The sequence below is a fragment of the Lacisediminimonas profundi genome, from assembly GCF_008831265.1.
GTDB classification, from domain to species: domain Bacteria; phylum Pseudomonadota; class Gammaproteobacteria; order Burkholderiales; family Burkholderiaceae_D; genus Lacisediminimonas; species Lacisediminimonas profundi.
In genome coordinates this window covers 136,517-150,956 of record NZ_VTTH01000003.1, presented here as the reverse complement: position 1 = coordinate 150,956, position 14,440 = coordinate 136,517, and the positions used below count along the sequence as shown (strand labels likewise).

Here is a 14,440-nt window from a genome sequence, read left to right as displayed (position 1 = left end):
GCGGTAGCGCGGTGAACCAGCAACGGCTGAAGGGCGACTTGGTTGACGCCCTCAGGCCTCAGGCGGGAAAAGTTCGTCCAGGCCGACAGTGGCCGTACCGAGCTTGCCAACCACGATACCGCCTGCTCGATTAGCGGTCTCCACTGCATCGCGAATCGACATGCCGGCCCCCAGCATCGTGGCCAGGGTCGCGATCACGGTATCGCCGGCGCCGGAGACGTCGTAGACCTCGCGCGTGACCGCCGGGAAGTGTTCGACAGAATCCGCGGTGTACAGCGACATGCCTTCCTCCGAGCGAGTCAGCAACAGCGCATCGAGCTGCAATTCGCCGCGCAGCTTCTGCGCGCGCTGCGTCAGTTCGTCCTCGCTTTTCCAGTTGCCGACAACCTGGCGCAATTCCGACTTGTTCGGCGTCAGCACCGAGGCCCCGGCATAGCGGGCGAAATCGTCGCCCTTCGGGTCGACCAGGATCAACTTGTTTGCGCGCCTTGCCGTAGCGATCATTTCGCCGACATTGACCAGGCTGCCCTTGGCATAATCGGACAGGACAATGATGTCGAAGCCGGGCAGCAAGGCGTTGAACTGCGTGAGCTTGTCACGTAATGCGATTTCGCTCGGCGCTTCTTCGAAATCGATGCGCAGCAATTGCTGCTGCCGCCCGATCACCCGCAGCTTGATGATGGTCGAGATCGCCGCATCCCGGTTCAGGCTGGAGCGGATGCCGGCTTGCTGCACCAGCGCTTCAACCGCGTCGCCCGCCTCATCTTGCCCGATCACGCCCAGCAGTCCGGTTTGCGCGCCAAGCGCGACGGCATTGCGGGCGACGTTGGCGGCGCCACCAAGCCGTTCCTCGCGCCGCTGGACCCTGACCACGGGCACTGGCGCTTCCGGCGAGATGCGGCTGACCTCGCCAAACCAGTAACGGTCCAGCATCACGTCGCCAACTACCAGGATGCGCGCAGCGGCCGCGCGGGCGGGGTCGAAGCTGTTCATGCGCGCACTGCCGCCGAACGTCCGATACCGTGGTATTCGATGCCGCTGTCGGACATCACTTCCGGCTCGAACAGGTTGCGTCCATCGAAAATCACCGGCGCCTTCAGCTGCCGCTTGAGCCGTTCGAAATCAGGACTGCGGAAGGCCTTCCATTCGGTCACGATCACCAGCGCATCGGCATCCTGCGCGGCGTCATCGGGTGTTTCGCTGAAGCGGATGCGCGACAACAGATCCGGCTTGCCGTCGAAATCCAGCGCCAGCACCCGTTTCGCCTCGTCCATTGCGACCGGGTCATACACGGCAACCGTGGCGCCGCGTGAAACCAGTTCCTGCAGCAGGACCCGGGCCGGCGCCTCGCGCATGTCGTCGGTATTGGGCTTGAATGCCAGCCCCCAGACTGCAAAATGCCGGCCCGCAAGATCCTCGCCGAAACGTTCGACGATCTTGCGTCCCAGGATGTATTTCTGGTGGTTGTTGACCTGCTCGACCGCACGCAGGATCAGCAGGTCCTGGTCGTATTCGCGGGCGGTGCGCTCCAGCGCCTGCACGTCCTTCGGGAAGCACGAGCCGCCGTATCCGCAACCGGCATACAGGAAGCTGTAACCGATACGCGGATCCGACCCGATGCCCTGCCGCACTGCTTCGATATCGGCGCCGACGCGGTCGGCCAGATTGGCCATCTCGTTCATGAACGAGATACGGGTGGCCAGCATGGCGTTGGCAGCGTATTTGGTGAATTCCGCGGAGCGCACGTCCATCCAGAAAGTACGCTCGTGATTGCGGTTGAACGGCGCGTACAACTTGCGCATCACGCGCCGCGCCTGCTCGCCTTCGGCATCGTCGTCGCAACCGATGACGATGCGGTCGGGGCGCATGAAGTCTTCGACCGCGGCCCCCTCCTTCAGGAATTCCGGATTGGACACCACCGAGAATCCGAGCTTTTCGGCGCGCTTGTCGAGTTCCTCGCGGATCGCAGCGCGCACCCTGTCAGCGGTGCCGACCGGAACCGTCGATTTGTCGACCACCACCTTGAAGTCGCGCATGTGGCGGCCGATATTGCGCGCTGCTGCCAGCACGTACTGGAGGTCGGCCGAGCCATCTTCATCGGGCGGCGTGCCGACCGCGATGAACTGGACATCGCCATGCTGGACGGCGGCTTCGATATCAGTCGAGAATTTCAGCCTGCCGTAGCCGCGGTTGCGGGCGACGACCTCGGCCAGGCCCGGCTCGTGTATCGGTATTCCGCCGGCGTTGAGGACGTCGATTTTCTTCTGGTCGACGTCCAGGCAGAACACGTCATTGCCCAGTTCCGCCAGGCAGGCGCCGGTTACCAGGCCAACATAGCCGGTGCCGATGATGGTGATTCTCATATTGATTCCATTGGCTTGATTGCTTGCGGGCCGGCAGGCCCGCTAACTCATGATGGTCATTTCTTCCGTCCGCCGCGGCGGATAGGTTTCCCAGCGATTGCAGCCCGGGCATTGCCAGTAGAACTGGCGCGCCTTGAAGCCGCAATGCGAACACTGATAGCGCGCCAGCTTTTGCGCATAGTTGTGGACCAGATTGCCAACCAGCGTCAGTTCCTGCCGCACTTCATGCTGCGCGTACATCAGGCGCGCAGACAGGAACTTGTCGAGCGCCAGCAAGGTTGGCGTGCGGCGCAGTTCTTCACTGATCAGGGTGTAGCCGGATTCGACGCCATCGAGCTCTGTGACGGCCTTCAGCACGACCTCCAGCAGGTCAATCGAAGAAGCCTCGGCCAGGTAGGACTTGAGCAGGTTGACGCCCTCCTGCGGCCGGCCGACGGCCTTGTAGCCATCCATCAGGCGCTGCGCCACCAGGGCGACATGCGGCACGCTCTGCTGCTCGACCCGGCGCCACGCGGCAAGCGCCGCCTCGATGTCGCCCTTGGCCAGCATGGCGTCGCCGATCAGCATCGTTGCGCGCACGTTCTTGCGGTCGGACGCCAGCGCATGCTCGAGCTGGGCCAGCGCGCCGTCCGGATTGGTACGCACCAGTTCGTCCTGCGCCAGCTCGCAGTAGAACTGCGCAATCTCGCGTTGCCGGGTGCCGGCGCCCGACTCCTGCAATGCGCGCGCTGCTTCGATGGCGCGCGACCAGTCTTTTTCGCGCTGGTAGATTTCCAGCAACGCGCGCCGGGCCTGGGCGCTGTATTGCGTATCGACCAGGCGGTTGAAGGTTTCTTCCGCACGGTCCAGCAGGCCGGCCTTCAGGTAGTCCTGTCCCAGCTCGTAGCGGGCCTGCACCTGGTGCTCGGACGGCAAGTCCGGCCGCGCCAGCAGGTTCTGGTGGACGCGGATGGCGCGCTCGGTCTCGCCGCGACGGCGAAACAGGTTGCCGAGGGCGAAATGCAGTTCAGCGGTTTCCGGATCGAGGGTGACGATCTCGATGAAGGCGTCGATCGCCTTGTCGGGCTGCTCGTTGAGCAGGAAATTCAGGCCCTTGAAATAACCGCGCGGCAAGGTACGCGACTCGGACACGAGTTGGCGGATGTCGACTCGCGCAGCGATCCATCCAAGCCCGAAAAAAGCCGGTATCCCCAGCAGCCACCAGGTTTCAAATTCCATGCGTTGTAATTGTTTTTTTGATCAAGGATTCTGGTCGCCGCCGTTCAGGCGATGTTATCCGGCTGCGGCGGATTGGCGCGCGCCGCCTGTTGCGCCTCGGCTTGCTGCTGTGTCAGCGCGGATACGCGCTTTTGCCGGTTGAGCTCGCGCCGATAGCGGAACACGGTCGGGGTCATTGCCAGCACGCCGAGCACGGCGCCGCCGGCAAAGAAACCCAGCAGCAACAGCACCAGCGGTCCGCGAATTTCGTAGTCGAGGAAAAAGCCCAGGGCCACTTCCTGCGTGTTCTTCAGTGCAAAGCCGAAAAACACCACGAACAGCAGCACGCCAACGATCCTGAACAGTATTTTCATTGAGCGGTTCCCGGTTTCCTGCGCGTCATTGTTATTGTGCGATGCACTTGTTGCATGGCGCCAGAATGGCTGCAATTGTCACAGCCGAAATTGTACGCCAAAAAAAACGGCATCCCGCGGGATGCCGTTCACCAGGCTGCGTTGCCGCCGCCTTTTTCAGTCTTCCTTGATTGGCTGCCCGACCATCGCGTCGACGCGCTCGCGCAATTCCTTGCCCGGCTTGAAGTGCGGCACCCGTTTCTCGGGCACCATCACCTTGTCGCCGGACTTCGGATTGCGTCCGATGCGCGGCGGGCGACTGTTGAGCGCAAAGCTGCCAAACCCGCGGATTTCAATGCGCTGGCCACTGGACAGCGCATCGGTCATCGCATCGAGTATCGTCTTGACGGCAAAATCCGCATCTTTTGCAACCAGTTGCGGATAATGCTCGGCCAGACGTGCAATCAACTCCGACTTGGTCATTGCCGGTCCGGGGCTCAGCCCTTGTTATCCAGCTTGGCTTTCAGCAGTGCGCCAAGGCTGGTCGTGCCGGCAGAACCTGCGGAGTCGGACGAGATCTTCTGCATGGCTTCCTGAGTCTCGGCATTGTCCTTCGCCTTGATCGACAACTGGATGCTGCGTGCCTTGCGGTCGATGTTGATGACCATCGTTTCGACGGTGTCGCCAACCTTCAGGTGCGTACCGGCATCTTCAACGCGGTCGCGCGAGATTTCGGATGCACGCAGATAGCCTTCGACTTCCTCCGACAACTGGATCACTGCGCCCTTCGGCTCGACCGACTTGACCGTGCCGTTGACCAGCGCGCCCTTGTCGTTCATTGCAGCGAAGTTGTTGAACGGGTCGCCTTCGAGTTGCTTGACGCCCAGCGAGACACGCTCGCGCTCGACATCGATCGCCAGCACGATGGCTTCCAGCTCGTCGCCCTTCTTGTAGCGGCGGACGGCTTCTTCGCCGGTCTCGGTCCACGACAGGTCGGACAGGTGAACCAGGCCGTCGATGTTGCCCGGCAGGCCGATGAACACGCCGAAGTCGGTGATCGACTTGATGGCGCCGCTGACTTTGTCGCCCTTCTTGTGCGTGATCGCGAAGTCATCCCACGGATTGGCCTTGCACTGTTTCATGCCGAGGCTGATACGGCGACGCTCTTCGTCGATTTCCAGAACCATGACTTCGACTTCGTCGCCCAGCTGCACAACCTTGCTTGGTGCGACGTTCTTGTTGGTCCAGTCCATTTCGGAGACGTGCACCAGGCCTTCGATGCCCTGCTCGACTTCAACGAACGCGCCGTAGTCGGTCAGGTTGGTGACCTTGCCGAACAGGCGGGTGCTCGGCGGGTAGCGACGCGACAGGCCGGTCCAGGGATCGTCACCCAGTTGCTTGACGCCCAGCGAGACGCGGTTCTTCTCTTGATCGTACTTGAGGACCTTGGCAGTGATTTCCTGGCCAACCGACAGCACTTCCGACGGATGACGCACACGACGCCATGCCAGGTCGGTGATGTGCAGCAGGCCATCGATGCCACCGAGGTCGACGAATGCGCCGTAGTCGGTGATGTTCTTGACGATACCGGTGACGATGGTGCCTTCTTTCAGGGTTTCCATCAGCTTGGCGCGCTCTTCGCCCATCGACTCTTCGACCACTGCGCGGCGCGACAGCACAACGTTGTTGCGCTTGCGATCCAGCTTGATGACCTTGAAGTCCAGCGTTTTGCCTTCGTACGGCGTCGTGTCCTTGACCGGACGGGTATCGACCAGCGAACCCGGCAGGAAGGCACGGATGCCGTTGGTCATGACGGTCAGGCCGCCCTTGACCTTGCCGTTGACGGTGCCGGAGACGATTTCGCCGGATTCCATCGCTTTTTCCAGCGCAAGCCAGGACGCCAGGCGTTTGGCCTTGTCGCGCGACAGGATGGTGTCGCCGAAACCGTTTTCGAGGGATTCGATCGCAACGGTGATGTAGTCGCCGATATTGACGTCGAGCTCACCGATGTCGTTCTTGAATTCTTCGATGGGGATGAATGCTTCGGATTTCAGGCCGGCGTTGACGATCACGAAATTGTGGTCGATGCGAACGACTTCAGCCGAGATCACTTCACCGGAACGCATGTCCTGGCGGGTCAGCGATTCCTCGAACAGGGCGGCAAAACTTTCCATTCCAGGTGCGGACGTGGAGGAAGAAGCAACAGTAGACATAGGGTTTGAGAGGTTAGCCAGTCTTGCGCGGAATGCGAAAGATGCTGGGTGAGGTTAAAAAACACCCGTGGACGCTACATGCGGATACGGGCACCACTACAACGTGCAACAACGCACAACAACGGGCAGGGACACAAGCAGCCCGGAAACCGGGGCAACAAAACTGCACAACGGCGCAAGCCGGGTATCAGCTTCCCCGCCCGGCGGCGTACCACCCGAGTACTTGTTCGACAGCCTGGTCTACGGTCATGTCGGAAGTGTCCAGGAGATGCGCCCCTTCGGCTGGCTTGAGCGGCGCGACGGCGCGGTTTGAATCGCGCGCATCCCGTTCGGTCAAATCCTTCAGCAGGTCGGTCATGCTAGCAGAAAAACCCTTGTCAATCAATTGCTTATAGCGCCTCTGCGCGCGGGCTCCGACACTTGCAGTCAGGAACACCTTGAGGCTGGCGTCAGGGAAGATTACGGTCCCCATGTCGCGGCCATCCGCAACCAGTCCGGGTAAGGTCCGAAAGCTGACCTGAAGGTCGAACAGGGCCCGGCGCACCGCCGGCAGCGCGGCGATTTTCGAGGCGCTGTTACCCACTTCCTCTGCCCGGATTGCATTTGCGACATCTTCCCCGTCCAGCAGTATCTGGTCGTTCACGAAGCGGATCTTGAGGCTGGAAGCCAATTCGGCCAAGGCCGCTTCGTGCGCCAGGTCGACGCCCCCGCGCATTGCGGAAAACGCCGTCAGGCGGTACAAGGCGCCCGAATCGAGATAGTGATAGCCCAGATGGTCGGCCACGCGCTGGGCGACCGTGCCCTTGCCAGAGGCGGTGGGACCATCGATGGCAATGACGGGAATACTGGAATTCATGGCCGTTTTGATATTGTTGATTCTCGTTCGTTATTGCTCGTTATTGCTCGTCATTGCTCGTTATTGCTCGTTATTGCGGGTCGGCCGGACGGCGCTGCACGATGCCGGCAAATGCCTGGAAATAGTCGGGGAAGGTTTTCGCGACGCACTTGGGATCATTGATCCGGATCGCTGCGCCCTTGCGCGCCGCGCCGTCCAGCGTGGCGAGCGAGAAACACATGGCCATCCGGTGATCATCATAAGTGTCGATCGCAGCCGGCCGGATTTGTTCCGGCGGGACGATGCGCAGGTAATCGGCGCCCTCCTCCACTTCGGCGCCCAGCTTGCGCAACTCGGTCGCCATGGCATTGAGACGGTCGGTTTCCTTGACCCGCCAGCTGGCGATATTGCGCAGGATGCTGGGGCCGTCCGCGTACAAGGCGGCGACTGCCAGCGTCATCGCGGCGTCCGGTATGTGGTTGCAGTCCGCATCGAGCGCCTTGAGCACGCCGTTCGAGCGGGCTTCGATCCAGGTGGCGCCGCTGTCAACGGTGGCGCCCATCTGCTGCAGCGCCTCGACGAAACGGACATCGCCCTGGATGCTGTCGCGCCCGACGCCCTCGACCCGCACCGGACCGCCTGCAATCGCGCCGGCAGCAAGGAAGTAGGATGCCGACGAGGCGTCGCCTTCGACCTGTACCTCGCGCGGCGAAACATAGTGTTGACCGGCCGGGACCGTGAACGACTGCCAGCCATTGCGCCGGACCTCGACGCCGAAGCGCTGGATCAGGTTGAGCGTGATCTCGATGTAGGGCTTGGAAATCAGTTCGCCGATCACTTCGATCGTCAGGTCTTCATCACGCGCAATCAGGGGCGCCGCCATCAGCAATGCGGTCAGGAACTGGCTGGAGACATTGCCCCGCACCTGCATGCGTTCAGCGCGGATCCGTCCGCGCTGGATGTGCAGGGGCGGATAGCCAGGCTGGCCGGTATAGTCGATCCGGGCGCCGACTGCGTTGAGGGCATCCACCAGGTCGCCGATCGGTCGTTCATGCATGCGCGCCACACCGTGCAGCGTGTAGTCGCCGCCGATCGCAGCCAGCGCGGCTGTCAGCGGCCTGATCGCGGTGCCGGCATTGCCGAGGAACAGGTCAGCCTGGTGTACCGGAAAAGAGGAATTGGCGCCCTGCACCACGTAATTGCGGCTTTCGCCTTCCTGCTTCCAGTCCAGGCCCAGCTTTTGCAACGCCAATAGCATCACGCTGGTGTCGTCGGACGCCAGCAGGTCGAGGATCCTGGTCGTTCCCTCCGCCAGCGCCGACAGCAGCAGGATACGGTTGGAAATGCTTTTCGAACCGGGCAGGCGCACGGTTCCCGAGGCACGAACTGCGGGTAGCAGGTCGAGATGGTGCGGATAATGTTTCATTGCTGGTTTTCCTGAATGGCTTTGCTGGCCGGCGTCTTGTCGCCTGCCTCGATCGCGCCGATCCAGTTTTCGCGCGCATGCCTGGCATTGGCATACACCGCCTCCAGTCCTGGGCCGTCGGCGGCATCGAGCATGGCGCGCATGCGCTGCAGCTGGACAATGTAGGCATCGAGTTCGTCCAGCATCGCATCGCGGTTGGCCAGCGTGATGTCGCGCCACATCTCGGGCGAGGACCCGGCGATACGCGTGAAGTCGCGAAACCCGCTTGCAGCGTACTGGAACAACTGGTCGGCGTTCGGTTTGCGTGCAATGTCATCCACCAGCGCGTAGGCGAGGAAATGCGGCAGGTGGCTGACGGCGGCGAACACCTGGTCATGCCGTTCGGCGCTCAGGCGGAAGATGGTCGCACCGCAACGTCGCCATGCGGCCGCGACGCGTTCCACATGTTGATCGCTGTTTTCAGGCAGCGCCGCAATCACGACTTTCTTGCCCGCATAAAGCTGCGGCAAGGCAGCGTCGGGACCGTTCATTTCGCGACCGGCGATCGGGTGTCCCGGGACGAATTGGGCGACCTTTTCGCCCAGCGCGCGGCGCGCAGCCGCGACCACGTCGGACTTGGTGCTGCCGGCGTCAGTGATCACGGTGGAAGGTCCGATTGCCGGCTGGATCTGGCGCAGGATATTTTCAGTCTGGGCCACCGGCGCAGCCAGCAATACGAGATCGGCTCCGGCCACTGCCTGCGCAGCCGATGTCGCGATCTCGTCGATGATGCCCAGTTCCAGCGCCCGCTCCAGCGATGCGCGGCTGCGGCCGACGCCGACCACATGGCGCACCGCGCCTGCCTGTTTGAGCGCGAGCGCGAACGAGCCGCCGATCAGGCCGACCCCGAAGATTGCGATCTTGTCGAGCACGGTGAAAGCCTTCAGTCAGGTTTTTTGCAGCGCTTTTTTCAGCGCATTGATGAACGCGGCGTTCTCTTCCGGCAGGCCGATCGAAACCCGCAGCCACTGCGGCAGGCCGTAACTTCCGACCGGCCGCACGATCACACCTTGCTTGAGCAAGGCCAGGTTGACACGGGCACCGGCGTCGTCGTCGGCGCCGGCCCGGAACAGGATGAAGTTGCCATAAGACGGGATGAATTCGATGTCCATCGCACGGAACGCTTCGGTCAGCTGGGCATAGCCCTCGCTGTTGACGCGCGCGCTGCGGGCCAGGAATTCGGCATCGGTCAGGGCCGCTACCGCTGCTGCCTGTGCCAGCGAATTCACGTTGAACGGCTGGCGGATGCGGTTGAGCAGGTCGGTCAGCACCGGCTGGGCAATGCCCAGGCCGACGCGCAGGCCGGCCAGTCCGTACGCCTTGGACAGCGTGCGAGACACCAGCAGGTTCGGATACTGGCGCACCCATGCAATCGAATCGTACTGCAGTTCCTGCGCCAGGTATTCGTTATAGGCTTCGTCGAGCACCACCACCACATGCGGCGGCACTCGCTTCAGGAATGCCTCTATCTCTGCTGCCGGCAGGAAGGTGCCGGTCGGATTGTTCGGATTGGCAATGAAAACCAGCCGGGTATCCGGCGCAATTGCATCCGCCATCGCCGGAAGGTCATGCCCGAACTGCTTTGCAGGCACCATGATCGCGCGCGCCCCGACTGCCTGGGTGGCGAGCGGGTAGACGGCGAACGAATATTCGGAATACACAACCGACTGCCCCGGCTGCACGAATGCGTGCGCCGCGATTTCGAGAATGTCGTTGCTGCCGTTACCCAGCGTGACCCAGTCTTCGGGCACGCCGTATTTGGCGCTGACGACGCGTTTCAGTTCGAAGCCGTTGGCATCGGGATAGCGGCCGATGTCTTCGATCGCGCGCGCCATTGCCTTGCGCGCCGAATCCGGCATGCCCAGCGGATTCTCGTTGGAGGCCAGCTTGACGATGCTGGACTCGTCCAGGCCGAATTCCCGCGCAACTTCAGAGATGGGTTTGCCAGCCTGGTAGGGGGCAATGGCACGGACATAATCGGGACCGAATACGTGGGACATGATGGACTCTGGCAATCGAAAGTGACTTAAGGATATGGCTGGGCTGAATGGCTGGGCTGGATGAGTGACTTATCTGACTTATCTGACTTATCTGACTTATCTGACTTGTCTGACTTGTCTGACGCTTCGCTGCTCCGTTTCTTACACACCCAGCGGATAGGAACCGAGCAGCTTGAAGAACGCGGCGTTCTGTTTCAGTTCGTCCAGCGCGCCGCGCATTTTCTCGTCGTCCGCATGACCTTCGAGATCGACGTAGAAGTAGTACTCCCAGGTGCCGAGCCGGGCCGGGCGCGATTCGAAACGGGTCATCGACACGCCGTGCTTCGCCAGCGGCGCGAGCAGGTTGTAGACCGCTCCCGCCTTGTTGGCAACCGACAGCACCACGGAGGTATGGTCGTTGCCGCTGGGCGCCGGACGCAGGCGGCCAATGACCGCGAAACGGGTCGTATTGTGCGGATCGTCCTGGATGTGCGACTGCACCACCTGCAGCCCGTAGCGACTGCCCGCGCTTTCGCCGGCGATTGCCGCAATGGTCGGGTCTTCCGACGCCAGGCGTGCCGCTTCGCCATTTGAAGCAACTGACTGGCGCTGGATCTGCGGATAGTTCTGGTTCAGGTAATTCTGGCATTGCGCCAGCGCCTGCGAATGGGCGCAGATGCGCTGCACGCCGTCCATCGAACCGCCGAGCGTCATCAGGTTGTGATGCACCGGCAGCGAAATCTCGCCGCTGATGGTGAGCGTGGTCTGCAGCAACAGGTCCAGCGTGCGGTTGATCGTACCCTCGTTGGAATTCTCGACCGGCACCACGCCAAAATCCGCAGTCCCTGCCTCGGTCGCGCGAAACACTTCATCGATCGAAACGCAGGGCACGCCCTCTACTGCCTGGCCGAACTGGCGGAACACGGCCTGCTCGCTGTAGGTGCCGGCAGGGCCCAGGAAAGCGACGGAAACCCGCTTTTCCAGCGCCCGGCAGGCCGACATCACCTCCCGGAATATCGATTGCACGTCGGCGCCATACAACGGCCCCGGGTTGCGCTCGGCCACGTTGCGCAGCACCTGCGCCTCGCGCTCCGGGCGGAACACCGGTGCATTGGTAAGCGACTTGATGTGCCCTACCTGCTGCGCGACCCGCGCGCGCTCGTTCAGCAGTTCCAGCAGTTGCGCGTCGAGGGCGTCAATTTTTTCGCGCAGCGGCTTCAGTTGATCGTCGTTCATATCTCCCCGGATGGCTTTCAGACCGCTTGGTCGGTACCGGTGTCGGTACCTGTGTCGGTGTCGTTGCCGGATTCTTCTTCAATGTCGCTTTCCAGGATGCGCTGCAGTCCGGACAGGCGGGTGCCATCTTCCACGGCAATCAGCGTCACGCCCTGCGTCGCACGCCCCATTTCGCGGATCTCGGACACGCGGGTGCGGATCAGCACGCCGCCGGTCGTGATCAGCATGATCTCATCGCTCGGATCGACCAGGGTGGCAGCAACGACCTTGCCGTTGCGTTCGCTGGTCTGGATCGCGATCATGCCCTTGGTGCCACGTCCATGCCGGGTGTACTCGGTGATGGGCGTGCGCTTGCCATAGCCGTTCTCGGTTGCGGTCAGCACCGACTGCTGCTCGTTCTCCGCGACCAGCAGCGCAATCACCTGCTGTCCTTCTTCCAGGTTCATGCCACGTACGCCGCGTGCGGTACGACCCATCGGACGCACGTCGTTTTCATCGAAACGCACCGCCTTGCCGGAGTCGGAGAACAGCATCACGTCATGCGTGCCATCGGTCAGTGCGGCGCCGATCAGGAAATCGCCTTCGTCCAGGTCGACCGCGATGATGCCGGCTTTGCGTGGATTGCTGAAATCGGACAGTGGCGTCTTCTTGACCGTGCCCAGGCTGGTCGACATGAATACATAGCGGTCTTCCGGGAAAACCCGGTTCGCGCCGGACAGCGGCAGCACGACGGTAATCTTTTCCCCTTCCTGCAGCGGGAACATGTTGACGATCGGCCGGCCGCGCGAATTACGCGATCCCTGCGGCACTTCCCATACCTTGAGCCAGTACATCCGCCCGCGGTTGGAGAAGCACAGGATGTAATCATGGGTATTGGCGATGAACAACTGGTCGATCCAGTCGTCTTCCTTGGTCGCCATCGCCTGCTTGCCGCGTCCGCCGCGCTTCTGGGCGCGATATTCCGAAACCGGCTGCGATTTCATGTAACCGGTGTGCGACAGCGTCACCACCATGTCCTGCGGCGTGATCAGGTCTTCGGTGCCGAGATCGGTCGCGTTCAGCTCGATATGCGAGCGGCGCGGATCCTTGCTGGCATCGCCATATTCATTGCGCACCGCCGTCAGTTCGTCGGAAATGATGGTGGTGACCCGCTCCGGGCGCGCCAGGATGTCGAGCAGATCGGCGATCTGCGCCATCACATCCTTGTATTCGTTGACGATCTTGTCCTGTTCGAGGCCGGTCAGGCGCTGCAGGCGCATCTGCAGGATTTCCTGGGCCTGGTCGTCCGACAGCTTGTACATGCCGTCGCCCTGCAGGCCATAATGCAGCGGCAGGCTTTCTGGGCGGAAGGCATTGACGCCGCCGGCGTGTTCCGCACCCGTGCGCGCCAGCATCTCGCGCACCATCGACGAATCCCACGCGCGTGCCATCAGCTCGGATTTGGCAATCGGCGGCGTCGGCGCGGCCTTGATGATGGCAATGAAATCGTCGATATTGGCCAGCGCCACGGCCAGGCCTTCGAGCACGTGTCCGCGCTCGCGCGCCTTGCGCAATTCGAACACGGTACGCCGCGTGATCACCTCGCGACGATGCGACAGGAAGCTGTCCAGCATCTGCTTGAGGTTCAGCAGCTTGGGCTGGCCATCCACCAGCGCCACCATGTTCATGCCGAACGTATCCTGCAACTGAGTCTGCTTGTACAGGTTGTTGAGGACGACCTCGGGCACTTCGCCGCGCTTGAGTTCGATCACGACCCGCATGCCGTCCTTGTCGGACTCGTCGCGAATGTCGGAAATTCCTTCCAGCTTCTTGTCGCGGACCAGTTCTGCAATCCGTTCGAGCAGCGACTTCTTGTTGACCTGGTAGGGCAACTCGTCAACGATGATCGCCGGACGGTTCTCGCGCGTATCCTCGAAGTGGGTCTTTGCCCGCATCACGACGCGGCCGCGGCCGGTGCGGTAGCCGTCGCGCACGCCGGAAATGCCGTAGATGATGCCCCCCGTCGGGAAATCCGGCGCCGGGATCAGTTCAATCAGTTCGTCCACCGTGCACTGCGGGTTGCCCAGCACATGCAGCGCGCCGGTAATGACCTCCCCCAGGTTGTGCGGCGGGATATTGGTCGCCATGCCGACCGCGATGCCCGAGGAACCGTTGATCAGCAGGTTCGGCACGCGCGTAGGCAGCACCGACGGCTCGCGCTCCTTGCCGTCGTAGTTAGGGACGAAATCGACCGTGTCCTTCTCGATGTCGGCCAGCAGGTCGCTGGCGATCTTGTCAAGCCGGCACTCGGTGTAACGCATTGCCGCCGCACTGTCACCATCGATGGAACCGAAATTACCCTGTCCGTCGACCAGTGTGTAGCGCAGTGAAAAATCCTGGGCCATGCGCACCAGCGTATCGTAGATGGCCTGGTCGCCGTGCGGGTGGTATTTACCCATCACCTCGCCCACCACGCGCGCGCACTTCACATACGGCCGGTTCCAGACGTTGTTGGTTTCGTGCATCGCAAACAGCACGCGGCGATGCACCGGCTTCAATCCGTCGCGGACATCAGGAAGCGCCCGACCCACGATCACGCTCATCGCGTAGTCGAGGTAACTCTTGCGCATCTCCTCTTCGAGTGAAATCGGAATAGTCTCTTTTGCGAATTGATCCATGTCTGGCCGGTAGTTCAGTGACGGAATGGCGATCGCAGAAGCGATACACCGCGGTACAAGGAAAACGAGGGATTTTACCATGCGGCCACCCGCCATCCCGCCCCAGCGGCTCGCTTGACCGCCGGAGGGCCGAACCGGCTGA

General features: G+C 62.0%; 12 protein-coding genes. All 12 read right to left on the bottom strand.

The window, feature by feature from the left end; translation table 11 throughout:
- Positions 1-51 precede the first annotated feature (51 nt).
- Complete coding sequence (gene rfaE1, locus FVE66_RS10450) at positions 52-993, bottom strand: D-glycero-beta-D-manno-heptose-7-phosphate kinase (protein ID WP_151447385.1); 942 nt, start codon at positions 991-993, stop codon at positions 52-54.
- Positions 990-2,363 carry a UDP-glucose dehydrogenase family protein gene (locus FVE66_RS10445; protein ID WP_151447384.1) on the bottom strand — a complete coding sequence of 458 codons (1,374 nt, stop codon included), beginning with the start codon at positions 2,361-2,363 and terminating at the stop codon, positions 990-992. Before FVE66_RS10445 ends, rfaE1 begins: the two co-directional genes overlap by 4 nt.
- A gap of 42 nt (positions 2,364-2,405) precedes the next feature.
- Entirely contained in the window at positions 2,406-3,581 is a 1,176-nt protein-coding gene (lapB, locus tag FVE66_RS10440; RefSeq protein WP_151447383.1) for a lipopolysaccharide assembly protein LapB, read from the bottom strand.
- Positions 3,582-3,625: 44 nt separating this feature from the next.
- Positions 3,626-3,934: a LapA family protein gene (locus FVE66_RS10435; protein WP_151447382.1), complete on the bottom strand. Its 309-nt coding sequence runs from the start codon at positions 3,932-3,934 to the stop codon at positions 3,626-3,628.
- Between the two features lie 156 nt (positions 3,935-4,090).
- Positions 4,091-4,396, bottom strand: coding sequence for an integration host factor subunit beta (locus tag FVE66_RS10430; RefSeq protein ID WP_151447381.1), 306 nt, complete (start codon positions 4,394-4,396; stop codon positions 4,091-4,093).
- Between the two features lie 14 nt (positions 4,397-4,410).
- Complete coding sequence (rpsA, locus tag FVE66_RS10425; RefSeq protein ID WP_151447380.1) at positions 4,411-6,087, bottom strand: 30S ribosomal protein S1; 1,677 nt, start codon at positions 6,085-6,087, stop codon at positions 4,411-4,413.
- Between the two features lie 226 nt (positions 6,088-6,313).
- Positions 6,314-6,982: a (d)CMP kinase gene (cmk, locus tag FVE66_RS10420; RefSeq protein ID WP_151447379.1), complete on the bottom strand. Its 669-nt coding sequence runs from the start codon at positions 6,980-6,982 to the stop codon at positions 6,314-6,316.
- A gap of 70 nt (positions 6,983-7,052) precedes the next feature.
- On the bottom strand, positions 7,053-8,387 hold the full coding sequence (gene aroA, locus FVE66_RS10415; protein ID WP_151447378.1) for a 3-phosphoshikimate 1-carboxyvinyltransferase: 1,335 nt from the start codon (positions 8,385-8,387) through the stop codon (positions 7,053-7,055).
- On the bottom strand, positions 8,384-9,298 hold the full coding sequence (locus FVE66_RS10410; protein ID WP_151447377.1) for a prephenate dehydrogenase: 915 nt from the start codon (positions 9,296-9,298) through the stop codon (positions 8,384-8,386). The genes aroA and FVE66_RS10410 overlap by 4 nt, the downstream gene beginning before the upstream one ends.
- 15 nt (positions 9,299-9,313) lie before the next feature.
- Entirely contained in the window at positions 9,314-10,426 is a 1,113-nt protein-coding gene (gene hisC / locus FVE66_RS10405) for a histidinol-phosphate transaminase (RefSeq protein ID WP_151447376.1), read from the bottom strand.
- Between the two features lie 141 nt (positions 10,427-10,567).
- Positions 10,568-11,641, bottom strand: coding sequence for a prephenate dehydratase (pheA, locus tag FVE66_RS10400; RefSeq protein ID WP_151447375.1), 1,074 nt, complete (start codon positions 11,639-11,641; stop codon positions 10,568-10,570).
- 17 nt (positions 11,642-11,658) lie between these two features.
- Positions 11,659-14,298, bottom strand: coding sequence for a DNA gyrase subunit A (gene gyrA / locus FVE66_RS10395; protein WP_151447374.1), 2,640 nt, complete (start codon positions 14,296-14,298; stop codon positions 11,659-11,661).
- Between the last annotated feature and the right edge of the window lie 142 nt (positions 14,299-14,440).